Origin of the sequence: Halobacteriovorax sp. GB3 (genome assembly GCF_028649655.1) — a bacterium.
GTDB lineage: Bacteria > Bdellovibrionota > Bacteriovoracia > Bacteriovoracales > Bacteriovoracaceae > BSW11-IV.
In genome coordinates this window covers 100,957-126,055 of record NZ_JAQSLN010000004.1, presented here as the reverse complement: position 1 = coordinate 126,055, position 25,099 = coordinate 100,957, and the positions used below count along the sequence as shown (strand labels likewise).

The 25,099-nt window shown below is 36.8% G+C and carries 21 protein-coding genes; 15 read left to right on the top strand and 6 right to left on the bottom strand.

The features are described 5' to 3' along the window. The first annotated feature begins 13 nt into the window (after window positions 1–13). The 4 genes from HBN50_RS14070 to HBN50_RS14055 are packed head-to-tail and all read left to right on the top strand — an operon-like array spanning window position 14 to window position 7,002. Complete coding sequence (locus tag HBN50_RS14070; RefSeq protein WP_273871043.1) at window positions 14–1,150, top strand: hypothetical protein; 1,137 nt, start codon at window positions 14–16, stop codon at window positions 1,148–1,150. Between the two features lie 46 nt (window positions 1,151–1,196). After that, window positions 1,197–4,325: a hypothetical protein gene (locus HBN50_RS14065; protein ID WP_273871041.1), complete on the top strand. Its 3,129-nt coding sequence runs from the start codon at window positions 1,197–1,199 to the stop codon at window positions 4,323–4,325. 14 nt (window positions 4,326–4,339) lie between these two features. Continuing rightward, window positions 4,340–5,215: a type II secretion system protein gene (locus HBN50_RS14060; protein ID WP_273871039.1), complete on the top strand. Its 876-nt coding sequence runs from the start codon at window positions 4,340–4,342 to the stop codon at window positions 5,213–5,215. Continuing rightward, window positions 5,215–7,002, top strand: coding sequence for a cytochrome-c peroxidase (locus tag HBN50_RS14055; protein WP_273871037.1), 1,788 nt, complete (start codon window positions 5,215–5,217; stop codon window positions 7,000–7,002). The genes HBN50_RS14060 and HBN50_RS14055 overlap by 1 nt, the downstream gene beginning before the upstream one ends. 42 nt (window positions 7,003–7,044) lie before the next feature. Here the strand turns inward: HBN50_RS14055 and HBN50_RS14050 are convergent, their stop codons facing one another. Next, on the bottom strand, window positions 7,045–8,652 hold the full coding sequence (locus HBN50_RS14050) for a hypothetical protein (protein WP_273871035.1): 1,608 nt from the start codon (window positions 8,650–8,652) through the stop codon (window positions 7,045–7,047). 366 nt (window positions 8,653–9,018) lie between these two features. Here HBN50_RS14050 and HBN50_RS14045 point away from each other — a divergent pair, with 366 nt between their 5' ends. The 3 genes from HBN50_RS14045 to HBN50_RS14035 all read left to right on the top strand — a co-directional run bounded on the left by HBN50_RS14045 (window position 9,019) and on the right by HBN50_RS14035 (window position 12,434). Beyond that, window positions 9,019–9,732: a hypothetical protein gene (locus tag HBN50_RS14045; RefSeq protein ID WP_273871033.1), complete on the top strand. Its 714-nt coding sequence runs from the start codon at window positions 9,019–9,021 to the stop codon at window positions 9,730–9,732. A 130-nt stretch (window positions 9,733–9,862) separates the two neighbouring features. Next, entirely contained in the window at window positions 9,863–11,590 is a 1,728-nt protein-coding gene (locus HBN50_RS14040) for an acyl-CoA dehydrogenase (protein ID WP_273871030.1), read from the top strand. 25 nt (window positions 11,591–11,615) lie between these two features. After that, window positions 11,616–12,434 (top strand): hypothetical protein, encoded by an 819-nt coding sequence (locus tag HBN50_RS14035; RefSeq protein ID WP_273871028.1) that lies wholly within the window; start codon window positions 11,616–11,618, stop codon window positions 12,432–12,434. Here HBN50_RS14035 and HBN50_RS14030 read toward each other — a convergent pair. Beyond that, complete coding sequence (locus HBN50_RS14030) at window positions 12,431–13,663, bottom strand: THUMP domain-containing class I SAM-dependent RNA methyltransferase (protein WP_273871026.1); 1,233 nt, start codon at window positions 13,661–13,663, stop codon at window positions 12,431–12,433. The genes HBN50_RS14035 and HBN50_RS14030 overlap by 4 nt on opposite strands. A gap of 3 nt (window positions 13,664–13,666) precedes the next feature. Continuing rightward, the gene (locus tag HBN50_RS14025; protein WP_273871023.1) at window positions 13,667–14,608 is read right to left on the bottom strand and encodes a phosphotransferase; all 942 of its coding nucleotides are present in this window, start codon (window positions 14,606–14,608) and stop codon (window positions 13,667–13,669) included. A gap of 137 nt (window positions 14,609–14,745) precedes the next feature. On the opposite strand from HBN50_RS14025, the gene ahcY reads away from it, so the two are divergent. From ahcY to HBN50_RS14010, 3 genes are read left to right on the top strand one after another with little or no spacing between them, the layout of a single operon-like run. Then, on the top strand, window positions 14,746–16,041 hold the full coding sequence (gene ahcY, locus HBN50_RS14020) for an adenosylhomocysteinase (protein WP_273871022.1): 1,296 nt from the start codon (window positions 14,746–14,748) through the stop codon (window positions 16,039–16,041). Between the two features lie 46 nt (window positions 16,042–16,087). Continuing rightward, window positions 16,088–16,528 (top strand): ribose 5-phosphate isomerase B, encoded by a 441-nt coding sequence (rpiB, locus tag HBN50_RS14015; RefSeq protein ID WP_273871020.1) that lies wholly within the window; start codon window positions 16,088–16,090, stop codon window positions 16,526–16,528. Then, window positions 16,528–17,199: a hypothetical protein gene (locus HBN50_RS14010; protein WP_273871018.1), complete on the top strand. Its 672-nt coding sequence runs from the start codon at window positions 16,528–16,530 to the stop codon at window positions 17,197–17,199. The genes rpiB and HBN50_RS14010 overlap by 1 nt, the downstream gene beginning before the upstream one ends. A gap of 29 nt (window positions 17,200–17,228) precedes the next feature. Here the strand turns inward: HBN50_RS14010 and HBN50_RS14005 are convergent, their stop codons facing one another. The 3 genes from HBN50_RS14005 to HBN50_RS13995 form a co-directional block, all read right to left on the bottom strand. Further along, a complete protein-coding gene (locus HBN50_RS14005) occupies window positions 17,229–17,762 on the bottom strand; it encodes a lipocalin family protein (RefSeq protein ID WP_273871017.1) in 534 nt (177 codons plus the stop codon). Between the two features lie 84 nt (window positions 17,763–17,846). Then, entirely contained in the window at window positions 17,847–18,215 is a 369-nt protein-coding gene (locus HBN50_RS14000; protein ID WP_273871016.1) for a thiol-disulfide oxidoreductase DCC family protein, read from the bottom strand. Window positions 18,216–18,228: 13 nt separating this feature from the next. Beyond that, complete coding sequence (locus HBN50_RS13995; RefSeq protein WP_273871014.1) at window positions 18,229–19,881, bottom strand: hypothetical protein; 1,653 nt, start codon at window positions 19,879–19,881, stop codon at window positions 18,229–18,231. Window positions 19,882–20,078: 197 nt separating this feature from the next. Here HBN50_RS13995 and HBN50_RS13990 point away from each other — a divergent pair, with 197 nt between their 5' ends. The 5 genes from HBN50_RS13990 to HBN50_RS13970 all read left to right on the top strand — a co-directional run bounded on the left by HBN50_RS13990 (window position 20,079) and on the right by HBN50_RS13970 (window position 25,081). Next, window positions 20,079–20,609, top strand: coding sequence for a metal-dependent transcriptional regulator (locus tag HBN50_RS13990; protein ID WP_273871013.1), 531 nt, complete (start codon window positions 20,079–20,081; stop codon window positions 20,607–20,609). Between the two features lie 24 nt (window positions 20,610–20,633). Then, entirely contained in the window at window positions 20,634–21,347 is a 714-nt protein-coding gene (locus HBN50_RS13985; protein ID WP_273871011.1) for a hypothetical protein, read from the top strand. Window positions 21,348–21,359: 12 nt separating this feature from the next. Then, entirely contained in the window at window positions 21,360–22,622 is a 1,263-nt protein-coding gene (locus HBN50_RS13980; RefSeq protein WP_273871010.1) for an Npt1/Npt2 family nucleotide transporter, read from the top strand. Between the two features lie 14 nt (window positions 22,623–22,636). Beyond that, the gene (locus HBN50_RS13975; protein ID WP_273871008.1) at window positions 22,637–24,667 is read left to right on the top strand and encodes a M3 family metallopeptidase; all 2,031 of its coding nucleotides are present in this window, start codon (window positions 22,637–22,639) and stop codon (window positions 24,665–24,667) included. A 174-nt stretch (window positions 24,668–24,841) separates the two neighbouring features. After that, window positions 24,842–25,081 (top strand): hypothetical protein, encoded by a 240-nt coding sequence (locus HBN50_RS13970; RefSeq protein WP_273871007.1) that lies wholly within the window; start codon window positions 24,842–24,844, stop codon window positions 25,079–25,081. Window positions 25,082–25,099: the final 18 nt, after the last annotated feature.

The window sequence follows — 25,099 nt, the reverse complement described above, 5'->3', positions numbered from 1 at the left end:
TTGCGAGGATAATATGTTTAAGAATCAAGCTGGTATAGCAATGGGAATGGCAGTAATGGTCTTAGGTGCTATTGCTGGAGGGTCTTACTTATTGATTAAAAGACTTGATGATTCAAAACAAGATGCTGTTAAAGAAATTAAATACGAAAAGGGAAGAGTTGAGTCTCAAAAGATTCTTGGTCTTAGTGGTTTTCTCATTTCAAATAATCTCATTCTTTGTAAGCAAGATGCGTGGGGAGATGGTTCTGAGAAGAATCAATGTAAGTGGATGGGACAACAAAAAGATAAGAACTACCGTCCTGAAGAATTTGGATTGAAGAACCTGCGTTATAACAAAGGTGATCTTGTCTTTGATCTTGAAACTCGTCGTGCAAATAAAAACTCAAATAATATCAAGTATCCATCTAGTGTTCGTTTTAGATTAGCTGACGTTAATAAGAATGATTCCCTAAAGGCCGCTATTGGAGATATTCCAGAAGAGGTTAAATTTATTGATCGTGACCATTATGTTGTTCTTGTTCAATCAGAAGTTAAGATTCCAGGAAAGTCTGGAGAAGAAATGACTGTTCAAGGTGCAGGTGCATTTAAACGTCCAATAGCTATTCCAAAAATTGAAGTGAGAAGCTCTTCTTGTCAGAGTCAATGTAATACATCTTTAAGTGAACATTTGAATCCAGCTTGTCGTGGTCGTTTTTCTATCGATAATAATACTAAGACTGATATTGAAATCATTACTTACAACCAAGGTCCAGGTGTTATTTACGATCTAGATTATGAAAGAAGGGTTGTATTCGATAGTGGAATAAAGGCCGATAATGTTCCTGCTAATGAAAAAGTGGAAATTCCTCTAACTGACTACATCCCACCAGACCATAAAGAAACTTGGAACGATAGAGTTCCTTGTGGAACGTTTGTAAAGAAAGTTACAAAGACAATTGTTGGTAGAGGTCAAAATTCTGCTAATTCTAATAGGTCAATTTCGCAACACTCTGAACCTGCGGGAAGAGTCGTTTATAAACTAGATGCGATTTCCTCGCTATCTAACATTGAGCCTTTTAGATTAAATGAAAAGGTTGTAACTGAAAATGGTGAGATTAAAGGTAAGTTGGATGAAACAACGACAACTATCTATGTAAGTCCACCGCATTAGAATAATCATTTAAAGTTTTTAGTTTATATAAAGGGAGCTGTACGTTATGTGGTCTTTTAGAAAAAAACAGTCTGGTTTCAGTATGCTCGAAACGATTGTTGCATTAGGAGTAATAGGTGCTGGGGCTTATATTGCTGTTAATTCATCAAAGTTTGTTGCAACACACGAGAAAACGGCCAAAGACTCAACTTCTGTTTCACACATTAATCAGGAAATTGTTAGGGGAGCTTTAAGGGCCTTAACTCTTTCAGAAGATAAAACAGGATTAAGAAATCAAGGGATCTGTTCTCTTGTCTCATCTGATGCCTCTTCACCTGGTGTGGGAAGTATTTATATCAATTTAAAAAATCATGAAAAGCTTTTTAACGGCAAGCGCTGGGAAACTTTTTTACCAAATTGGGTAGAGTCTTCGGCCAAAGATTGTAAGATGAAAAATACTTGGAGTAAGTGTTTTAAACCTTCATCTGATAACGCTCTAAGCTTTTCCAAGCAACAACTTAAGAACTTAGATCTCGTTGCTAATGTTAAAATTACGCCAGTTAGTATGAATGCTAAACTTGGGATTGGTCTTTTTGAACCTTTAACTTCGAAATATTTAAAGTCTGATACCGATGTAAAGAACGTAGGTTTTATCGTTGATTCTGTTGTCTATTACACTGAAGAAGGGAAAACAACTAGAACTCAAAAAGATCTTAAAAACTACATTTGGGCACCAAATGTTGGTATTTGTGATTATAAACTTTCAAATGGGAAAACAGTTAAATTATCTCTTTCAGGTACAGGTGCTTCAGATCCTGATGGAAATACTGTCTATAACAGAAGTGGTTTCTCTGGAAACAAAAGAGACCCTCTTGATATCTCTTTTAGAAGAAGTCAGGCTCAGGAGGGAGTTTTAGATGAGTCTGGGCAGTTTATTACAACAGATACATCGAAAAATATCTTTGGTTCATGTAATGAGGTTAAATTTCGTTGTCCTCAAGAAAGCTCAAATAAAAGAGAGTATGGTGCCATTGAGTACCAAACATATCTTTCATATAACAGAGATAATGTGTTAACAAACTCTACTTCTATGGACCCATTCTTCCGATTTAGAATTAAAAAGGGTGGAGACAATGGACAAAGTCCAGGAAGTTACCACGTTAATTACTTCTTCGATGCTTCTCCAGAGGACCAAGCAGATATATCAAAGGCTAAATCCGAAAAAAATATGCCCGTTCGTGTTCGCGGTTCACATGAGCTTGTTGTAAAAGTGACTGATCGTGCAGGAACTCAATCGGCAAATAATGTTTGTAGAAATATTTGTAATGAAAATACAAACTACAATACAAATGGCTCAGATTATTTACAGCGTTTCGCACCTTTTCTTTCCTATGCCTTCTCTGATTTTAAAGGAGAGGTTTTCAATCAATCAACGACTGAACAAGTTGGATGTACAGCTTGTTATATGAAGAACTGTGATCAGTTTGGTCTAGGTACTTTTGGTCCAATGAATAAGCAACCAAATCAACCTTTAGACTCAATTATCCCTGAGTGTTCTTTAAAAGAACCTAATGATGTTGTATTGGATCTTCAGCCATTTAAGAATAATACAAAAGATGGTGGAAATTGGGCCGATTCTTCAAAAACTTGTATTGCTGCTCAGTTGAATGCTAGTGGTGATGGACTTGTCCTTTTCAACGAAAATTGTGATCAAGACCTTCCTGTTATGTGTTACAACTATGGAACTTATCTTCTCGCTAGAGATGTAACACGTACAGCTGAAAGTATTTCAAAGGTTAAGTATCAGTCAGCTTATGACCGTTGTTTTAAAATGGGGCGGGAGCAAACTCCTATTGCTGAGTTGAATGATTATATGGAATCAAGTTCTTTACCATTTCCAACAAATGGTGCGAATTATGATTTTATCAACCTCGCTCAACAGGGATTCTTCTTTGCACCACAAACAAGTAAAGATGTTATGGATTATAAGAGATGGACTAAGAAGCATTCTATCCCGACATCAACGAAATTTTGGGTTGCTCTAAAGCGTGATGGGGATAAGCAAGTCATTGCAGATCTACCAGCGGTTGCGAATTTATCTAAGAAATCTAATTTTGCTCTCTATTTCGATGGAAGTGGTAAATTAGCTTATAAGAATTATTCATTTGAAATGGACTTAGATAGCCTTCCTGCTTCTGGTCCTTATGGAATGATGTTAACAAATCATCTTAAATATAAAGGTTTACAAATTATTAAGCCAAATTCTCCAAGAACTTCTGGTAAGGCAATGAAGTTTCTATGTCGTAAGAAGAGTTATCCACATGATTTCTTTTTGAGTCGTTCTGGAGCAAATGATCTTAATAGAGGTGAAGAGCGCTGTAAGTTAAGTGGAGGGGTATTTGTTCCACCTACGACACCTCTTGGTTGGCTTAAGGCCATGATGCTCGTTGAGAAATTTGATCATGATTTTCCATTTCATGATCCAAATATAGATGAAGCTAGTGAAGTGAATGGTGTTTGGGTCGCTATTTCAACGCCTAATTCAACTGTTACAAATGACTCTTGGCTACCATATCCAATTGAAGGAAATGAGAAGTTATGGAGTAATGCGAAATATTCTCCTGAATCATCAGATGGAGATCATCGAGTTATTGATGGAAGAGGACATTTCAGATTCCCAAGAGCAAAGGTTGAAGGTGGTAATTTTATCAAAGTTACAATGAAGCCTGATTCAATTTTCAAAGTAAAGCTTAATGGAAGAAAGACAATCGAAATTAAGTTCAATGAAGCTGGTACAGCAGATAAAGATTATACAGTTGAAGAAGTTATTTCAATGTTTAACAGCGCTGCTTCAGGCGAAGCTGTGATGAGCTCTGATAAGAAAGGCTTAACTGGAGTTAGTAAAACAATTACTATCTCTTCATTAGATGCCTCTGAGAATTCTTTTATTGGAATCGAATTTGGTGTAAATGGTGCGGCCAGTGAACTAGGTTTTAGTGAAGGAAAGAGCGTTAAAGCTCCTGGAACAGATTTCAAACTATGTTACAATCGTCGTGGTTCTATTGAGAAAAAAGGTTTTAAATCTTTCTGTGAAAGAGAAGTTAAGTATTCTGAAGTAAGAGACTCTAAGGAATTTATGGTGCTTTTTGCTTTAGCTGGATTACGTGATTACGATTTATTTAGAGTATCGAATTAAGAGGAGATTCGTCCATGGAAGGGCATCGTAGACAGAGAGGGTTTACTCTCGCGGAAGTTGTTGTTACTGCTGGTATAATTGGTTTCATTGCTGTTGTTGCTAATTACGGTATGGGCCTTATGAACAATGTTAAGAAGAAGGCAGAAGCTAAGACGATTCAAAACCAAACAATGACTGATATTGCGAGAAATATGAATAGTGTTGGTGGTAAGTTGATTTGGTCAAATTATAATTTTGATCAATCGTTCTATTCGTCTGGAGATTTAGAATTAGCAAAAAAGACAGAATGGACTATCGCTGATCTCGATTCTGTTACTAACGTTAATCAACTAGCGGTTTTAACAAAAACTGATACAGGTGCTAACGTAAGCTTTTTTAGAAACTCATTCACACATGAAATTGTAGATGAAGAAGATCCTACTAAAAAAGGATTCATTGCAACTCGTTGTGTAGAAAAGGATGATTTCTTCACAAAATATAGTGCTCAAGAAGCTGTGGATCTGGAATATGCTCCATTTCTCTATAAGAAATCTAATGGTCAGTTTTCAGTTCAGTGTTGTAAGATGAATTCATCGACAAGCTGTTCAAATCGTCCTGTAGCAGAGCCTGAGGACAGATACCGTGTTCGTACATTTATTTTTAAAAGAGGGGCTTTAAGATCTTTTCCTGGGCAAGGTGATGATCGCTATCTACTTGGAACTGGATTTACGACATATTTCAATAGAAACAAAGATCCTTTCGCCTTTTCAACTTATATCTTTTCAATAAGAAATCCTTGTATTGGACGTAAGAAAAACTGTAATAAACAAATTCCTGTTGCAATGAAGCACCTTAGAGGTGACGCCAGTCAGACCGGTGTTCATGAATCAGGTGTTATTATTATTAAATAATGAAAGAAATAATTTTATTTTTAATTCCATTATTTCTCCTCTTTAGTTGTATTGATCGCCAGACTTTCAAAGAGGAGAAGTTATCTCAAGAAATTCGTGAATCTTTTAAAAAAACACTTCCTGTTCTTAAAGAACCAAATCTCTATGAGATCATTGGAAGGAAACCAAGTACGAAAGAATTGGAGCTTGGCCGTTTTCTTTTTAACGATACCATTTTATCTCGAAATAATGATGTTAGCTGTGCTACTTGCCATCTTTCTAATCATGGCTTTGCCGATGGAAATTCGATTAATATTGGAACGCTTGGTGTTGGTGGTCCTAATGGAGATACCGTAGGTAAGGGTTTTGGTGAAGGAGTGCTTTCATTAGATCGTACCTTAGGACAAGATGGGTTTGGATTTCATGGAAGAAACTTCATGTTTAGAAATAGTCTTTCCACTGTGAATGTTGTTTATCGAGTGAATAATTCTACAGATGTGGGACTTTTTCACGATGGCCGATTCGGAAAGATTCATTTTCAAGTTTTACTTCCAATTCATACACCTGAAGAGATGTGCGGAAAAAATCCAATCAGTTTGAATGATAACAAAGAAAATATCTTTGCGAGTGGAGGTCCTTTGTTTGATACTCCCGTTAAAATCAATCATAGTAACTCTAATGATGACTATACTGGAGCTGATACAGGCTTTTTTAACGCTCAAAAAGAAGCAATTAGTGGAATCCCATTTTATCGAAAAAATGGAGCACGTTCGATTCCAAATCGAAATGAATGCCTGGCCATTACCATCGCAAAACTTAGAAAGGTTCCTTATTACAAAAAGACCTTTAAAGAAGTTTACGGAGAGAGTGGGGTTACTGATTTAAATCTTGCGAAGGCTTTATCCGCCTTTGTTTTAACTCATGTCTCTAACCGTACGCCCTATGACCAATTCATGAAAGGTGAAAATAGTTTAGATCGTGATCAGCTCTTAGGCCTTGTCATTTTTATGAGTGAACAAGGAAAGAAAATTAAGGTTGGAGATAAAGAAGTTGTGGGAGCCGGTTGTATTAACTGTCATGACACAGCTACTTTTGGTGGGAATGGTTTTTCTTCACTTGGAGTTAAATCTGATGTTCGAAGCCCCCTCTCTCAGAAATCTCAATCAACAAGTTTAGATTCTGGCTTCTTTAGTCGACCACGCGTTCAACGAGGACTCGTTCCAGAATGTCATGTTGAAGGAATCTCTGTTTTAGAGACTTCAAACTACGCTCCTGATATTGGTAGGGCCAATGGTTCTTTCAAGAGTGATGATTGTTTTAAATTTAGAATACCACCTCTTAGAAATATTATAGAAACTTATCCTTACTATCATCATGGTACTGAACGTGCGCTAGGAACAACTGAAGGGGATCTCAAAAAGAGAAGCTTGGCGGCCCTTAAAAATGTGATTGAATACCATTTACGAGGACCAGTGAATCCATCTCTCTATAATAGACGAAATGTTCATAAGCCTTTTTTTGATGAATACTTACAAAAGGATATGCTCATTCCTTATTACGCACAAAATTTTGTCGATTACAAACTACAGAACCCATCAAATAGTCACTTCCCTTTGAAGTTAAGCACTATGGAAATTGATTATCTTTTAAAGTTTATCGCTTTTGGTCTTTGGGATAAAAAATCTACTTCTGTTGGTCTTTTAGGAAATGACTTATCTCACCCAGAGAAAGTACCAAGCGGGTTTAGTCCTTCTGTTTCTAGAGATGAAGGCCTTCAAACAGAATTACCACCAAGTTTTCAGAAATAGTACTGCAATCTAAATCGCAGTACTATTTTGAGGAATATAGGGTTACTCAACTAGGTTGAGTCGAACAACTCGCGTTGTATTTGATCCCGCTAAATAATAAGAAACAATGATGTCATCATCACTTTGAAGACCAATTGAAATCGGTGTAATGTTACTATAGAATTCTGTCGTAGCTGATACATCTGTTGGTATCGTAAATGTTCCTAGTGCATCAGAAAATTGATAGATACTAGAGTTCGTGCCGCTATTTCCAATATCATTTAATGGAGCTCCGTTTTGATCGAGAATCATAACAAAGGCCCGTGAATCTTGGGTGTCGCGACCAGCGATATAGACTCTCGAGTTAGCAACTTCTACGTCATAAATTGAATAGCGAGTATTTTCTGTTGTAAAAACACCAGAAGTTGCAAATGATCCGACGAGACTTCCACTAGCATCTAGTTTGTAAATATTATTTGGAGAAACGAGAAAGATATTTGTTCCATCGACAATCATATCGATAAGACGAAAATCGTTATTGGCCGTCTGTGTTCCAACTTCACTCATACCCCCTGTTCCAAAGCTCGTATCAAGGGCACCACTGAGATTGTATTTTTCAACATAAAGTGACTTTGAACCACTAGAGACTTTTGTTCCTCCAATAATAACTCCTGTACTATGGGCCTCAATTTTATTTGCTCTAGTGGCAACACCAACTTCATTTGACTGCATAAATGAGTAACCCGTATTTGTCGGTCCAAAAGTTGTATCGACAGCACCTGAAGAATCAAGCTTATAGAGAATTCTCTTTTCAATATTACTTGCATCTCCATAGTCATTTGGATAAGACATCGCTCCACCGTCTTCGATAAAGCCCGCAATATAGAAATTACCGCCAATTTCAACTGAATCTAAGAAGGCAAAATTGGTCGTTGGTTTTCCTGCTGGTGCTGGTCCACCCACGAGAGTTGTAGCTGGAATTGGTAAAAGTGGGTTTGGAGGAAATGGATTACCAATATGATCAACATGGTTCTCAAAGTTTAAAATTCCTGTTGTTGAAAAACTTGTGTCGAGAACACCACTGGTATCTGTTAAGAGCAGCCCACCAAAAATTTCAAAAGAAACTTGAAAGGCAACAAGTGGCATTGAAACTGTTGAAAGTAACCTATTAGTACTTGTTATTTTAAGAGAGCTTGGAATGTTGTGAGCGATTTGTGCTCGATTGTTGTTGATTGCAACAGTTCCCGGGGTTGTTGGAAAAGTGAATAGTGATGTGGTTCCATTTCCATTATATTTTTCAATTTGGATTTCATTTTGATCCATATCACCAAATCCACCCATAGCGTTTATACTTGCAAAGTCGACTATAAACTTTGAGAGATAAATATTGTCACTGCTATCAATGACCATTTTATTCGTGTAGTTGGTGATATCTAATTCACCACTAGATCCAAAGGTATCGTCAATGGCCAGACCTGTATCCGGGACTGTAGGCACAGGGGTTGAGTCATCAGAACTGTCATCTGAGTTGTTATCAGTTGCTCCTTGGCCTTCAGGGGCCTTTTTCTTGGGACACCCGTCGTTGGTGCAGACAAGAACAACATCCTCGGAAGGAACTTGGAGTTCAGAGATACACGAAGTGAAAAGAAGACATAAGAGGATAATTCTCATTCTAAACCCTATGTAAAATGTTTAAGCAATCGTTCCTGATTACTTGATTGTTTAAAAAAAATAATGTTTTCAAAAAAATACTAAGTTATTTTTTTAAATCGCCGATAAATTGGCTAAGTGAGATAAATACTCGTATTTTTTCAAAATAACCCATCGATTAAATCTGTCGGTCAAATCACAAATTTTCTTTAGAATTTCTCTCGGAATAATTTTCTCTGTCGTATAGAAAACATACGTCTAAACTTTAGACGGCCTAGGATATTTTTACATACCTACTTTTAGTCACTTAGTAGCTCTTCCATTTGGCACGCTCTTTGCTTCTACATTAGCAAAAGAATTTTTAATAACTGCTTGTGGAGGAGAGTTATGAAAACAAATATTAAATGGCTATTAATGCTTCTAATGGCATTCCAGTTAGCAAGTTGCGGTGGCAGCGATTCAAAAAACGTAGTTCAATCAAGTCCTGATACAGGAACGGTTACAGATAATACTGTCGTAACAAATGAAGGAGTTGATTTAAACTCAGTTCCTAGGCCGACAACAGTTTCTGAATATCGTTCGGCTGTTTCAAATGGAAAATTTGTATCGGCGAGATCTTTATATACTAATTCATATAATGAATGTAAGTCTAACCTACAGTTATGTTGGTTAAAGTATGGAATAAATGGAAATAATCTTCCTGCACCTTCAAGTGTAAGTCGTTACAAACTAACTCATAAAGAATCAAATTGTACTGTTAAAAAGAGTGAGATTTTTGGATTCCTTGATTACTATAAAAATAAGTGTTCAAGTACAGCTAAGAATCTAAGTTACGAGACAAGTGCAGGACAAGTTGAATCTGTCATGACAAGTTCTGGAACGAGAGCTCAACATTTAACTGACCTAATTGCTATGATTGACAATAGTGATCAATCTCAAATCAGTGGAACTCAACTTGTTCTCATTGATGGGAATACTTATAGACTTCTCGACTTGTCGAGACCTGCTGGAGCCAACCCTGTTCTAGAGATCGACTATAACAGTTATGGTGGGCAAGATGGAATGAGATACTTTGATGGTCTTCTTCCTCTAGATTACTAAAAAAACGATTTATTAATAGGGGAGCGTTCTGCTCCCCTTTTCTTTTTTTCCCCTTGCAATTGGCCCTGCAGAGAATCCAAAAATCCTATATAATATTAATGGTATATTCATTAAAAAAAAGGATTTTAAGATGGCCAATTACAAAACAGATTTAAATGATGTTCACTTTAATCTCTTCGACTTTTGTAACATTCAAGAAAATGACTTTGGTCTTGGTGAAGCCGAGTTAAAAGATATCTTAGAGCAATTTAATAAGTTCACTGAAAACGAAATCTTTCCTACTCGTGAACCAGGTGATCACATTGGGGTTAAGTTAACTGACAAGGGTGTCATTGTTCCTGAATGTTTTCATAAGGCCAATAAAGCTTTCTATGACAATGGTTGGTACGCTCTTGGTTATGATGAAGAAATTGGTGGAATGCCATCTCCTCATGCTTTGAAGATTGCGTGTAGTTCTATGGCCATTGGAGCAAACGTTGGTTTCTCAATGTACTATGGTCTTTCACAGGGTGCTATGAATGTAATTGAAAAAGTTGGGTCGAAAGAACAAAAAGACCTCTACATTCCTCCAATGATGATTGGAACATGGGGTGGAACAATGTGTTTAACTGAGCCGGAAGCAGGTTCAGATGTTGGAAATGCTAAAACTGTTGCGACTCCAAGAGAAGATGGAAAGTACAATATTAAAGGTGTTAAAATCTTTATTTCTAGTGGTGACAGTGATCTTTACGATAACAATATTCACTTAGTTCTTGCTAGAACTCCAGGAGCTCCAGAGGGTACGAAAGGACTTTCTCTTTTTATTGTTCCAAAAAACCTTATCAATAAAGATGGAACAAATGGTGCATTCAACAACGTTCGTTGTACTAAGATTGAAGAGAAAATGGGAATCCATGGTTCTGCCACTTGTGAATTAACATTTGGTGATGAAGGTGAGTCTGTTGGTGAACTGATTGGTAAAGAATTTGATGGAATGACAAATATGTTCATCATGATGAACGAAGCAAGACTACTCTGTGGTCTTCAGGGAGAGGCGCAAGCTAATCTTTGCTATATGATGACAGAGCAATATGCAAGAGAGAGAAAGCAGTTTGGAGCTGAGCTTGTTCACCTACCAGATGTAAAGAGAACTCTTTTAAAAATGAGATCGACGGCAAGAGGACTGAGAGCTCTGTCTTACTATACTGCAAACCTTTTTGATAAGGCAGATAAAGGAGATAAGGAAGCTGAGGCTGAAATTGCTCTTTTTACTCCAATTTGTAAGGCCTTTTGTTCTGACGAAGGATTTAATGTTTCTGTTGATGCAATCCAAGTTCATGGTGGATATGGCTATTGTACTGAATATGGAATTGAGCAATTTGCGAGAGATACAAAAATTGCAACGATCTATGAAGGAACTAACGGAATTCAAGCGATCGACTTTATTATGAGAAAGATTTTAAAAGATAATGCTAAGACGTTCTTTGCTGTTGGAAAGAAAATCCAAAATACAATGAACAAAGAAGAAGCAAAGCAATTCTCACATGAAATCTCTATGATTGGAAAATCGATGGAGATGTCTGAAAAAATGCTTGAGCGTTTTAGTAAACTAATGGCCGCAAAAAATACTAATGGTGTTCTTTCATATGCCACTGACTTTTTGTCTTATTGTGGTAATCTAGTCGTTTCTTGGCTTCTCTTGGAGCACGCATGCATTGCTGTAAATAAGATGGATGGTGCTAGTGAAGAGGAAAAGAAGTTTTACCAATCGAAGATAAATGACTTCAAAATCTTTTGCCAATATCAATTAACGAGAAATATTGGTCTTGGAAATAGTGTTTTAAATTTTGAAGAAGATTTAACTAAGATGGAAGTTTAACTGCAGTGAGGAGTGGAAGTTGGCTATGGATGCGGCAAAAATAGAAGAGTTAATAGAGCAGTTCTCTTCCGAGAAACATGGAAACACTGACTATTACAAAGATGATATTTACGTTGTGGGAGATGATGGTAAGTCACTTGCTCCCCTTGGATATTTATTAAAAAAGTTAGATGGTTTTACAATCGATGATCTTTATAACTTTGGATTTGTTCACGATTCGTTTGAGTTGTATACTCCAGAGAATTTTGAAAATTGGTTTGAGTATCAGTACTCAAGAAAGTTCAAGAAGACGGCCATTAAGTCGATGACGATATTACATCGACCTAATAATAAGGCCATCTTTGATGCTATCGAAACTGTTAACAAGATGTATGAGATCTTGAGGAATGAAAATATTCTTCACAATGGTAAGAAACTTCCTGTTCAACTGGGAGAGTGGTATGCCAAAACGATCTTTGGTTTAAGGCAAATTAAATCTAGCTCTCAAAGAGGATTCGACTTTTATCTCGGAGATAAGAGAGTAGAAGTAAAGGTTCACTGGGGAGATGCTTCTTCACCAAAAGGTGTGAAGGTCAGAAAGTCTCTCGTTCAATTAAGTGAATATTGTGTTGTGATTTATATTGCTAAGAATTTAATGATTAGAGAAGTTTGTTTTCTTGATTCTGATTACATCATTAGAAAGTTTTCTGGAAAAGGTCATACAATCTTTTTGAAGGATCCAGAGATTGGAAGTTACTTTTTTAGTTGTTCTAATAAACATCAGGATAAGGTCAAAAATAAAATGGCGTTGATGAAGTATTCTTCACCAACGTTTGCAATGAAATTGGCCGGAAACTTTACTTAACGAATATCATAGCGCAGAAGGCGACATTCGATATTACCATTGAAAAATGGAATTCGCTTGGCCGTCTGAAGCGCTATCTTTTTTCTAAGTTCAGGATTAGACGTTAAAATAAAAGCTCTAAATCCTTTGTAGTTATTCTTCAGATTTTCCCCGAGATTATAATAAAGCTCTTTAACTTCATCAGTTGCTCCAAGTCTTTCTCCATAAGGAGGATTTGTTACAACGACACCTGGTGCTTCGATCTCTAGAGTTAACTTCGTTGCATCGCCTTTTTCTAGTTCAACGATATCTGCTGGAAGTCCTGCATTCTCTAAGTGCTCTCTACAAAGATTTAAGTTTCTTGCTTGAATGTCACTTCCATAGAATTGAAAGTGTTCTAGCTCATCAATTGATTTATTGATTTGCTCATAAGTTTGTTGAAGATATTCTTTAACGTCTCTTGTGAGGAATGTTTTTTCTTTGAACCAAACTTGCTCAAGAAAAGCAAAAGTCTTCTCTTTTCTTTCTATATTTCTGAGGATACGAAGATAAGTCGGAGGTATCTTTCCTTTGATTAAGATGGCCTCAATGAGAATTGTTCCCGACCCACACATTGGATCATAGAAAACATCTTCCTCTCCATCAAATTCACTCGCGATGACTAGTGCCGCCGCTAGGTTTTCTCTAATCGGAGCGCTGTGACCTCTTTGTCTATAACCTCTATTTGAAAGAGGAGAACCACAAAGATCAATAAACACCGAGCAGTTCCATCCCTTGTCTCCGCGTCCACCTTCAATACGAAGGAGAAAGTTTACATCAGCATCTTTTGTATCAACACTTGGTCTTTCACCTTTTTTCTCTCTAAAGTGATCGACAATAGCATCTTTTAGAATTTGAGAAACAGCGACAGAGTTTTTAAAGAACGCCTTTGATTTGTGATCAAAAAGAGTTTGAATTTTAAATGTCTGATTAAGAGTTAGGGCCTTTAACCATGGCTCTGTTTTAGCTTTATTATAGAGGTCCTTTTCATTTCTTACTTTCATAAAAGCGAAACTCTTGAAAACCCTACTTGCAAGACGAGTATGAATAAGAAATTGAATCCCTGTTAGGTCATCTGCTTTAAAGCGAACACCGCCTTTTTTTACTTCTCTGTCCTCAATTCCAAATTGGTCGAGCTCTTGATCGAGCATAGTTTCCATTTCTCTTGGGCAAGAAGCAAAAAATGTAGAGAGTCCTTGAGATTTTTTCAAAATTTATTCCTTATTAATGAGCTCAAAATAATTATGAGCTTTTGCAATCAAGTCTTGATAGCTATTTTCTAAGCGAGCATTGAGATCGCCCTCTTTAAACCTTTTAATTCGCCAAAGAGCAATAGAAAAGAGACCAAGTAAAATAGCCTCGTTTATAAACAGCTTTTCTTCATTGTTTAATGTATATGCCTTTTCGTAACCTTCTAGATAAGACTTTACTAGATCGGGGTTAATTTGCCCCTTTTCGATACAGCTACCAGAGATTGATATCCCAAGATCGAGGATCACTTCACCATGGCCTGCTTGCTCGAAATCGAGCATTGCCGCAACTTTCTCTTCTTGAAAGAGAGTGTTGTCGTAGTAAAGATCACCATGAATGATCGAATATGATTTATTGGCCTTAAGATATTGATCGATTTTGTTAGCGAGCATGAGATCAAAAGCGTCTTTGAAGTCTTTTGGGCAACTAGGTTCTTCTGTGAATTTGGCTATTGAAGAAGCATCGTGGCCAATATCGCTATAGTTTCGAATATCACCTTTGGAAACATTCTTTGTTTTATCGTGGAGAAGTCCTAGAGCGTAGCCGATTTCACGGCAAGTCTGGTCACTTGGTCCAGGAGGAATACCTTTAATAAAAGGAAAAAGTACCCCATAAAGGTTTTTATATTGATAAACTAATTCACCTTTCAGGGTCTTGTAGCACTGAAGAGAGAGAGGGTAGTTGAGTTCTTTCAACTTCCCAAGGAGGATTTGTTCATTGTGTAGGTCCTCATAGCTCTTATCGTTAGAAACTTTAAGTAGATAAACATGATCTTGAGTCTGGACTCTATAATTTGAGTTTGAAATTCCAAGGGAGAGTGGTTTTAAAGAAACGTAATTTTCAATTCCATATAATTGAAGAATAGAATGCGCCATGTCGTCATTCAGTTTTGTATAATCACCCATAAATTTGCCTAGAAATGATTTGTCGCGTTGATATATCTTAAAATTCTTGGCAAGCCTAACCTTGTTAGTGAATTTTTGCAATGTTATACTGTCACGGATTTAATGGAACTAAATAAATAACGCTTCTTGGAGGAAGTATGGATTTTAATGATTACAAAGTAAAAGACATCTCTCTTGCTGATTGGGGGAGAAAAGAAATCAAGATCGCCGAAAGTGAAATGCCAGGACTTATGGCCCTTCGTGAAGAATTTGGTGCGTCAAAGCCTCTAAAAGGTGCAAAAATCGCTGGTTGTCTTCACATGACAATTCAAACGGCCGTTCTTATTGAAACTCTTGTTGAGCTTGGTGCAGAAGTAAGATGGTCTTCATGTAATATTTATTCAACTCAAGATCAAGCTGCTGCTGCAATCGCTGCTGCAGGAATCCCTGTATTTGCATGGAAAGGTCTTACTGAAGAAGAATTTGACTGGTGTATTGAGCAAACTCTTAAGTGGCCAGATGGTTCAGGTCTTAACATGATCCTTGATGATGGTGGAGATCTTACAAATATGGTTCACGATAAATATCCTGAGCTAATTGAAGCTATTAAAGGTCTTTCTGAAGAAACGACTACAGGTGTTCATAGACTTTATGAAAGAGTTCAAAAGGGAACTCTTAAAATGCCTGCTATCAATATCAATGACTCGGTAACGAAGTCTAAGTTTGATAACCTTTACGGTTGTAGAGAGTCACTTGTTGACGGTATTAAGAGAGCAACTGATGTTATGATCGCTGGTAAAACATGTGTTGTTGCTGGTTACGGTGATGTTGGTAAAGGTTCTGCTCAATCATTTAAAGGTTTAGGAGCAAGAGTTGTTGTAACTGAAATCGATCCAATTTGCGCTCTTCAAGCAGCTATGGAAGGTTTTGAAGTTATGACTATGAATGAAGCTTCAAAAATCGGTGACATCTTCTGTACAACTACTGGTTGTGTAGATGTAATCAACGCAAGCCACCTCGATAACATGAGAGATGGAGCGATCGTTTGTAACATTGGTCACTTTGATTCAGAAATTAGCATCAAGCACCTTCACAATAACTACACAGAAGATAATATTAAGCCACAAGTTGATATGTATACGTCTAAAGAAGGAAAGAGAATTATTCTTCTTGCTCAAGGACGTCTTGTTAACCTTGGATGTGCTACAGGTCACCCATCATTTGTTATGTCTAACTCATTCACAAACCAAGTTATGGCACAAATGGAACTATGGGATAACTCTGATAAGTATGAAAACAAAGTTTACATGCTTCCTAAGCACCTTGATGAAAAAGTAGCTCGTCTTCACCTTGAGAGAATCAATGTTCGTATTGACTCTCTAACTGCTGAGCAAGCTGAGTACTTAAATGTTCCAAAAGAAGGACCATTTAAGCCAGAACACTACAGATACTAAATTTTAAGGGCCCACTTGTTGGGCCCTTTTTTACAGGTAGGTCAAAATGAAATTATTTCTCGCAACTGACCATGCTGCTTTTGAGCAAAAAGAAGAAGTAAAAGAATTTTTGAAAGATCTAGGTCACGAAGTCGTTGATCTTGGTACCAGTTCTTCAGAAAGAGCTAATTACCCTGAATTTGCGATCAAATTGGCTAAGTCTGTCGTTCATGCAAATGAGTTGGGAATACTTCTTTGTGGTTCAGGTATTGGCGTCTCTATGGCGGCAAATCGATTTAAAGGTATCCGCGCAGCTCTTTGTAGAAGTACTGAAGAGGCGAAACTTTCTCGCCAGCACAATGATGCTAATGTTCTTTGCCTTGGCGGAAGAATTAGCTCGATGGATGAAATAAAAGAAATGATTACTGTCTGGCTAAAGACAGATTTCGAAGGTGGTCGCCATAGTGAGCGAATCGCTTTGTTTAATGATATTGGAGAAGACGTATAATGAAGATGCTTGAAAAGATTGCTTACCCTTTGGTTTTTTTGGTGGCAATTGTTGGTGTTTACTTCTCTTGGACTGACCTTCCTTTTTATGAAGGTGTCTATGTAAGAGAAGATGGTTTTGTTGAGTGGCTTACTGTTGTAGCGCTTCTCTCTGGAGCATTTCTTTCCCTTTATAGGGCCTATATTTTAAAGCCTTTTAGAGGAACATGGTTCTCTATTTGTTTGGTTATTCTCGCTGCCATTTTAATTTTTGGTGCAGGAGAGGAGATTTCTTGGGGGCAGAGAATTTTTAATATTCAATCTCCTGAGTTTTTTCAGACACACAACTCTCAGGGTGAAACGAATATTCACAATTTGATTGTTGGTGGAAAGAAGATTAATAAAATCATCTTTGGAACAATTCTAGGAATTTTTGTCGGCCTTTATTTTCTCGTTCTTCCTGTTCTTTATAGAAAGATAGAGAAAGTTAAAACGCTTATAGATTCATTCGCTATACCTGTTCCTAAGGTATTTCATATTGTTGTCTATCTAATTTTAGTTGGACTTGTTGAATTGATTGAAGGCGGAAAGAAGGGAGAGATCCTAGAGTTCGCAGGTTGTTGGGTTTTTACACTACTCATTTTTGCACCTTACAATCGAATTATTTATTCTAGAAAATCATTTGAAAGATAAAAAAAAAAGCAGCCATCAGGCTGCTTTTTTTATTCCCAAGTCTTTGTTCTATCTATTAATGAAGTATCGAATCCAAGTTCTTTTGCTCGTGCAACGAGATTTTGATAGATCTTTTCATCTAGCTCTTTAGATCGACTTAGTATCCATAAATACTTTCTATCTGGAGTTCCAACTAAAGAGTATTCGTCTTCATTTACCTCTAAAATCCAGTAGTCTCCAGCAAAGAGGCCAAAGAGATTTAAAATAGGAACGAAGCTGACTTTAAGTTTTGCATTCGTTTGCTTGTCTTTTACTGTTGCTAGGGCCTTGGCAACATTGACTTTTCCATCTTCTTTTACACACGTATTTTTAACGTGAATAAAATGCCCCTTGAGAGAGTATTCCGCTTTTGTTTGAAGACATCCCTTTTGAAAAGAGTGCGTTCTAAAGCGAGCAATCTCATACCAAGTTCCAAGGTAGTCTTTTAAATTTACGTAGGGAACAGTATCCAAGTGATCGTTAGTTTTAGCTTGTAGATTGAGCGATAAAAAGATTAGCGAGAATGTGAAAATGATTTTATTCATTGATAGCCTCCTTATAAATAGAGGCTATCTCTTAGTTTCTTATTGATAAAGTCTTGAAAGTTAGACGTTAGTTGGACATTTGTCTTAACGGCAACTTGGACAAGTTTTCATGACCGCTTTTCTGTACTTTTCAGAGAGGCGATAAATTTTTGTCATGGCCCTTTTCCCAACTTCCGTATCGAGAAGCCAAGCAAATTTAGAAACGCCTGGAATGTATTGGATGAGATATTCGGCTACATCTTGACCCACAAGAACATCGTTATCCTCAGTTAAAAGATGAACTTGTTTTTTACACTCTTCAATATCAATCATAGGGAAGTTTTTTAACTCTTCACTATGAATTGAAATCATTTGAATATGTTCTGTTCCTGGTAGCCTTTCAAGTGCTTGCTTAAATCTTAAGCAAAGAGGGCATTCGTTATCAAAGAAGAGAGTTGCTGTTTTGACATCCATGTCTTACTCCATTTTATTCTTGATCGAGTTCTAATTTCTTCCAACCAGAGACTCTGTATCTTCTTGAGATGATATCAAAGATTGGACGCGAGCTATCTTTTGTAATTTGAGCGTTGTTTCCTGCTCTTTCTGCAAATTTAAGAACATTACCATTGTTGGTTTTACCTGATTTCTTCTTAAATTTATCGAGCATTTTATTAAAATTAAAATCATTTGAGCTTTTACTTTTTTGTGTTGGAGCATTGATCCCACTTCCACCTGAGAATGTGAGAACTTTTGAATTCCCCCTTCCTTTTGAAGAATTGTACTTGGCCTTCACAACATTTTTAGCATTAGATCCTCCAAATTTCGCTGTATTGGCTGAGGCTTCTTTAGAGTAGGGAACTGAGGCAAGAGAGCTTGCAACATCTTTTGAAAGTCCTAGGGCCTGAAGACCTTCAAAAACTTCTTTCTGATCGTTTGTTAGAGGAACTTTGGACTTGATATTAATTTTTTTATCTTTAAGCGCCTTGTTGGCAATGGCAAGAAGTTGGCTATCTGGAACACCGGATAACTGACCATTGATGAGTTCACCATTCGTTAGAGAGTTGAATGATTTAAAGGCATTTGCTGGAAGAACTCCCGCTCCTTCAAATGAAGAAAGAGTATTGAGAAATTTCTTACTGTAACAAGAATCCGTTTTATCACAGCTACAATCTTCATCTACTTTTAGATTTTCATCTAAACAACTAACGTAAACAGAGTTTTCAGCAATCTGCTTTTCACGAATTTTATCCATACAATAGTTTGGATCATATTGAGTCGATGGCTCTGAACAATAGCAGTCTTTATTTGTAACAGGGTTACAATCTCCGACCTTAGGGAGTCTGTCTTTAATAGAGTTAACTTTACTCATGTAACTTTCTTGGTCATCAACAACTCCTTTGTAGTAAGCTGTAAGAGTTGCTGCTGCTGCCGTTTTTAAATAAGTTTTCCAACTCGCTCCACCTGTTGCCATTGGCTTCCAGGCCATGGCCACATAACAAGCTGTCGTTGATCCCCAACCAACGTATTGAACTTTAGCTGTCTTTGCTCTCTCTTTGTGAGAGAGGTAGGCTTTTTCAAGGGCCTGTCTCTGAGCGGAGTCTTCGTTGAGATTCATTCCAATATCCTGCTGAGCTAGTTGTTGCTGGAAAAGGGCCACAGCTTCAGTTCCCGAGGCAATATAGCGACAGTAATCGTGTACAGTGTCGCTTTCTTCAGCTGCTTCGTCGGGTTTGGCATCATTTGCTGCTTGTTCTCCTTCAACTGCAGGTTTTTTTGGCTTAACATCAGCTGTTGGAGCGTCATCTTTTGATGGATAACTCGTCTCAATTGAATTCATGTCGGGAATTGAAGAAACGACTAGCGTATACATTTGGGATAGGGCCTTCATCATGGCCGCTTTACTACGGTTAGGATCTTGGCCATTACAGATATCTAAGTCTTTTTTGCTCCCATTCTTACAGGCTTCCTCTAAAATTCTGTTTGAACGGCCATCGTGCATATACGTCTCACTCAAGACTTTTTCTTGATCTGTCAGGTTGTCCTCTGATGTTGTTGTGCTTGTGTGCTGGATTGCTTGACCATAGCTTGCACTAGAGAAGAGCAATGAAAAGAGAATGAGTAAATTAAGAGATTGTTTCATAGTATTTCCAATAGAGTGATCTTTTAGCTATTTTAGCACTAGGTTACCTCTTTCTAGGGGCAAGAACATTAATTGCCTGTCTTGAGTGACGTAAATTTAGGCACTTAGGGTTGTTTGAATCAAGAGATCATGGAATTATAACTGCAAAGAATTATTGACGTTTGACTGCGTCAAACAGTGTTGCTACAAATAATGTTATGAATACAAAATCAAAAGACAAAAACAAAGATACTGAACTTTCACACTCTATGGTCCACTACCTTTTAACGATTCATAAGTTAAAAGAGAATAGAGGCTTTGCCCGTGTTACGGATATTGCTAAGGACTTAAACCTTACTAAGGGAAGTGTTTCAACAGCACTAAATAACCTTAAAAAAAGAGGTCTAGTTACTGAGGAAGAAGATTGTAAATTTCTTGTTCTAACAGACTTAGGTCATGATGAAGTTCACAGAATTCTCTCTTCAAGAACACTTCTTTACTATTTTCTAAGAGACTTCGTTGGAGTCGATGAGGAAGTCGCAGAGAAAGATTCATGTATGATGGAACACTTAATGAGTCCAGAGACTAGCTTAAAGTTTTTTGAGTTCATGAAGAATCTTGCTTGCGCTTGTGGTGAGAGAGATAAGCTTCCTGAATTTAAGACAGCGCTTGATTTGTGTGAATTTGATGACGCTGAAGAATTTATGGAAAAGCAAGAAGGTGATAAATACCTTTCGTCTGAAGACTAATTTAGACGGGCCAAGGAAGGCGATATGTTTAAATTAATTTGGATTGGACTTCTAAGCCTATTTATAGGAGTGAAGTCTTATTCTCAAGAATTATATTGCTTTGAAAAACAAACCTCTTTAAAGCAGGTTCAAAACTCCATTCAACCATTTCTTCTCGCAGGAGAAGGGTCTCAATTAGATGAACAAAGACATTGTGTTCGTGTGAGGGTCTTATCACTAGCAAGAAGAGATTTAATTAAAAAAATCATATCTGGTCAGTATAAAGTTCTCCCTCCTGTTACACAGAGTTCTAATCAAATTCAAAGATCTGGACGATTAGAATCATGCCGACTCGAGATTGAAAGAGTTAGTCGAGAGAGAACTGTGAAGCGAAAAGTACAAGTTGGAAATAAGACTAAGATTTTAGAGGTGCGCGAAGGGGGAGGGCAAGTTTCACGCTCGCAGTTACTCCTTGGTGTAGGAAAGCCTGGAATGTTTAGAATGGATGGAAATGAATACTATATGACGTGCAATAAGAGAGGCTATTCAGGGTATGAAATTAGTCTCAGCTTAGAGAGAGATTATGGACGATCCATGCTTACTACGACAATTACTACAGTTAAAAATAAGAAAGTTAATCTTGGTAGCATGAAAGATGAAATCAAAAATAAAAATAGAGAGCTCTCTCTCTCGCAAGGTCTTAACTACGATAGCGAAGAGACAAGTTTGTCATTTGATTATTATCTGTATATTCGCTAACTCGAGGATTCATTGAAAATAATATCAGAAATAAAGACTCAGTTTTTAGGTTTAAATAGTGATCAGAAAAAAAGTTTAACGAGAATATGTCTAACGTTGTTTTCTCTTTTTTTCTCATATCCTCTCATTAGAGCGACATCGACGGCTCTATTCCTAGAAGTTTTCAAGGCCAAAAGTACACCTCAAGTCTGGGTTTATTCAGTAATCACATTAAGTTTTGCCATTGTTATTTTTAATAAATTTCAAGTGAAACATTCTGTTCATAAACTTTACGCAACGGTTTCGATATTGAGCTTCGTCCTATTTGTTCTCTTTAACCACTTTGTAGTACAGGGCTTTGAATATTGGGTTTATCCGCTGTTTGTCTGGAAAGAAGTTTATATCGTTCTTTGTGTGCATATGGCCTTAGGGTATATGAACTCAATTCTAGATTATGAAACAGCTAAGATCATCTATGGTCCTCTAGGGGCCATTGGAAGTATTGGAAGTATCCTTGGGGGACAAGTTACTTCTTTATTAACAAAGTCATTTGTCTTTTTTAGTGATGTGGGAAATCTTGCAAGTATAAACTTAATGGGAGCACTTCTTGTTCTCATCAGTGCTTTTATTTTCTTCGAGCAAAAAGAGTTTGTTTTAAAAGAGGACAAAGCAAAGCATAAAAAAGATTCGCCTTTAAAGTCCATTTACGAAGTTCGCTATTATGTTTGTGGTATTGCAACTCTTGTTATCTTGACTCAATTCTGTATCAATTTGGCGAACTTTAAATTCAATGTAGAGTTTGAGAAATTTGTTTTTGGAGAAGTTGAGAAGGCAAGCTATTTAGGAAGACTCTATTCTATCATTAGTACAGTTAGTCTTCTCATTCAAATCTTCGTTATCCCAATTTTATTTAAACTAGTTAAAAATAGTCGCATTCACTTCATCATTCCTGTGATTTATATGAGTTTCTTTGTTTTTTCACTAATTGGTGGATCTAATGGACTTTTACCTGTCGCAGCGATGTTTGTTCTCTATAAGGGATTTGATTATTCGATTTTCTCAGCGGCCAAGGAAATGCTTTACTTTCCGTTGGATGCAAAGCAGAAATATGGTGCGAAGTACATTGTTGATATGGTTGTCTATCGCTTTTCAAAAGGACTTATTTCTTTCATCCTGATCTTTGTGCAATCCATTGTCTTTGTCGAGTCCTTGTTGGCCATTTGCCTGATTTTATGGTTATTAATACTCATTCCACTCTTTAATCTGCAGTCTAAATTGATCGCGGATGATAAATAAAAATAGGAGAATCTATGAATCCATTATTGGAAAAATTCGATACACCATTTGGAACAATTCCATTTGATAAGTTAAAAAATGAACACTTCATGCCAGCTCTTGATGAAGCCATCAAGATAGCAAAAGAAAAAATTGAAGCAGTTAAAGCGAACACTGAAGAGCCAACTTTTGAAAATGTTATTCTCGAGATGGAAAATTCAGACCTTCTTCTAGACTCTGTAACACTAGCATTTTTTAACCTTACAAGCGCTGAAACAAATGACGAGATGACTGAAATCTCAAAAGAGTTCAGCCCTAAGCTTACAGCTTTTGGAAATGACATTTCTCTTGATGAGAAACTATTTGAAAAAGTTAAAGCAGTTTATGACAAAAGAGAGACTCTTGGACTAAATCAAGAACAAGCAACTCTACTTGATAAAGTTTATAAAAGCTTTTCTAGAAACGGAGCTTTACTTTCGGAAGATAAAAAAGAAAAGCTAAGAGAAATTGATAAAGAATTATCAACTCTTGGAGTTCAGTTTAGTGATAACGTTTTAAAAGAAACAAATGAATTTGTTATGTTTGTTGAAAACGAATCTGATCTTGAAGGACTACCTGAAGGTGTTCGTGAAGCTGCTGCAATGGAAGCAAAGGAGAGAGGCGAAGAAGGCAAGTGGGCCTTTACTCTTCAATACCCAAGTTATGTTCCTTTTATTATGTATTCATCTAAAAGAGAACTTCGTGAAAAGATGGCAAGAGCATTTGGTTCAAAGGCCTTCAAAGGAAACGAAAGAGATAATCGCGATATCGTAAAGAGAATTGCATCACTTCGCTATGAAAGAGCGAATCTTCTTGGTTACAACACTCACGCTGATTTTGTTCTTGAAGAGAGAATGGCACAGAAACCTGAAAATGTTTTCAATCTATTGAATGAGCTTAAAGATAAAGCTCTAGATGCTGGAAAAGAGCATATGGAAGATGTTAAGGCCTATGCTAAGAAGATAGATGGAATTGAAGAATTAAAGTCTTGGGACTACGCTTTCTACTTCGAAAAAATGAAAAAAGAAAAATTCAATATTGATGATGAAATGCTTAAGCCATATTTTAAGCTTGAGAATGTTATCGATGGTGTCTTTACTGTCGCTAAGAAACTTTTTGGTCTGACTTTCGAGCAGAGAAACGATATTCCTAAATACCATGAAGATGTTCTGACTTATGAAGTTAAAGATAAAGATGGTAAGCATATTTCTGTATTCTATGCTGATTTCTTTCCACGTGCTGGAAAGCGAGGTGGAGCTTGGATGACTCTCTTTAGAGAGCAAAGAGTAGATAATGGTGAAGACATGAGACCACATGTTTCTATTGTTTGTAACTTTACAAAACCAACTGAAACGAAGCCATCTCTACTAACTTTTAATGAAGTAACGACTCTTTTTCACGAGTTTGGACACGCACTTCACGGTATGCTTTCTAAATGTACTTATAAGTCTATTGCAGGAACAAATGTATTTTGGGATTTTGTAGAGCTTCCATCACAGGTTCTTGAAAACTGGGCCTATGAAAAAGAATGTCTAGATCTCTTTGCAAAACATTATGAAACAGGTGAATTGATTCCAACGGATCTTGTGCAAAAATTGAAAGACTCATCAAATTATGGAGAGGGAAGAGCAACTCTTAGACAACTCGGATTAGGTTTACTAGATCTTGCATGGCATGCTGGAAACCCTTCTGATGTTTCAGACGTAGATCAATTTGAAAAAGAAGCGACGAAAGAAGTTGCACTTTTAAGCCCTGTTGATGGAACAAATACATCTTGTTCTTTTGGACACATTTTTGCTGGAGGATATTCAGCTGGATATTATTCATACAAGTGGGCCGAAGTTCTTGATGCTGATGCATTTGAATATTTCAAAACAAACGGAATTTTCAATGAAGAAATTGCTGCTAAATTTCATGATAATGTTCTCTCAAGAGGTGGGTCTGAGCACCCAATGGAGCTTTATAAGAAATTTAGAGGGCAAGAGCCTTCAACTGATGCTCTTTTAAGAAGAGCAGGTCTTCTTTAAATCTTAAAAACACAAATTTGGGCCAATTCTTTCATGGATTGGCCTGAGTTTTCGCCTCTAACTGCCTTATTTTCTAATACATCTAAAACTACTCCTATAATAAGACTATGCCTTGATTAACCAAGCTTACATTCATTATTTTAAAACTGTGGTTTAGCCACGAAGGGAGTTTTTATGGCGGAAAAAAAGAGAAGAAAAAGAAGAGTTAAAAAGCCAGTTGTCGATTGGGAGAGAGTAACTCTCATGCATCATACTGATTTTAAGACTTACAAAATGAAAGAAGAATTTGAGAAAGGTGATTATTTAGTGCATGCAAGTTTCGGGAGAGGGTTTGTTGAAGAGTCGAATCAAAAGAATATTGAAGTTCTTTTTGAAGACAAAAAACGAATTCTAATGCACCGATATGCTGCATAAAAAAAGGGAGCTTTAAGC

What these genes read in the sequence shown, in the direction of transcription:
- HBN50_RS14070 (WP_273871043.1), top strand. Translation starts at nt 14, where the DNA reads ATGTTTAAGAATCAAGCTGGTATAGCAATGGGAATGGCAGTAATGGTC.
- HBN50_RS14065 (WP_273871041.1), top strand. Translation starts at nt 1,197, where the DNA reads ATGTGGTCTTTTAGAAAAAAACAGTCTGGTTTCAGTATGCTCGAAACG.
- HBN50_RS14060 (WP_273871039.1), top strand. Translation starts at nt 4,340, where the DNA reads ATGGAAGGGCATCGTAGACAGAGAGGGTTTACTCTCGCGGAAGTTGTT.
- HBN50_RS14055 (WP_273871037.1), top strand. Translation starts at nt 5,215, where the DNA reads ATGAAAGAAATAATTTTATTTTTAATTCCATTATTTCTCCTCTTTAGT.
- HBN50_RS14050 (WP_273871035.1), bottom strand. Translation starts at nt 8,652, where the DNA reads ATGAGAATTATCCTCTTATGTCTTCTTTTCACTTCGTGTATCTCTGAA.
- HBN50_RS14045 (WP_273871033.1), top strand. Translation starts at nt 9,019, where the DNA reads ATGAAAACAAATATTAAATGGCTATTAATGCTTCTAATGGCATTCCAG.
- HBN50_RS14040 (WP_273871030.1), top strand. Translation starts at nt 9,863, where the DNA reads ATGGCCAATTACAAAACAGATTTAAATGATGTTCACTTTAATCTCTTC.
- HBN50_RS14035 (WP_273871028.1), top strand. Translation starts at nt 11,616, where the DNA reads ATGGATGCGGCAAAAATAGAAGAGTTAATAGAGCAGTTCTCTTCCGAG.
- HBN50_RS14025 (WP_273871023.1), bottom strand. Translation starts at nt 14,608, where the DNA reads ATGGGTGATTATACAAAACTGAATGACGACATGGCGCATTCTATTCTT.
- ahcY (WP_273871022.1), top strand. Translation starts at nt 14,746, where the DNA reads ATGGATTTTAATGATTACAAAGTAAAAGACATCTCTCTTGCTGATTGG.
- rpiB (WP_273871020.1), top strand. Translation starts at nt 16,088, where the DNA reads ATGAAATTATTTCTCGCAACTGACCATGCTGCTTTTGAGCAAAAAGAA.
- HBN50_RS14010 (WP_273871018.1), top strand. Translation starts at nt 16,528, where the DNA reads ATGAAGATGCTTGAAAAGATTGCTTACCCTTTGGTTTTTTTGGTGGCA.
- HBN50_RS14005 (WP_273871017.1), bottom strand. Translation starts at nt 17,762, where the DNA reads ATGAATAAAATCATTTTCACATTCTCGCTAATCTTTTTATCGCTCAAT.
- HBN50_RS14000 (WP_273871016.1), bottom strand. Translation starts at nt 18,215, where the DNA reads ATGGATGTCAAAACAGCAACTCTCTTCTTTGATAACGAATGCCCTCTT.
- HBN50_RS13995 (WP_273871014.1), bottom strand. Translation starts at nt 19,881, where the DNA reads ATGAAACAATCTCTTAATTTACTCATTCTCTTTTCATTGCTCTTCTCT.
- HBN50_RS13990 (WP_273871013.1), top strand. Translation starts at nt 20,079, where the DNA reads ATGAATACAAAATCAAAAGACAAAAACAAAGATACTGAACTTTCACAC.
- HBN50_RS13985 (WP_273871011.1), top strand. Translation starts at nt 20,634, where the DNA reads ATGTTTAAATTAATTTGGATTGGACTTCTAAGCCTATTTATAGGAGTG.
- HBN50_RS13975 (WP_273871008.1), top strand. Translation starts at nt 22,637, where the DNA reads ATGAATCCATTATTGGAAAAATTCGATACACCATTTGGAACAATTCCA.
- HBN50_RS13970 (WP_273871007.1), top strand. Translation starts at nt 24,842, where the DNA reads ATGGCGGAAAAAAAGAGAAGAAAAAGAAGAGTTAAAAAGCCAGTTGTC.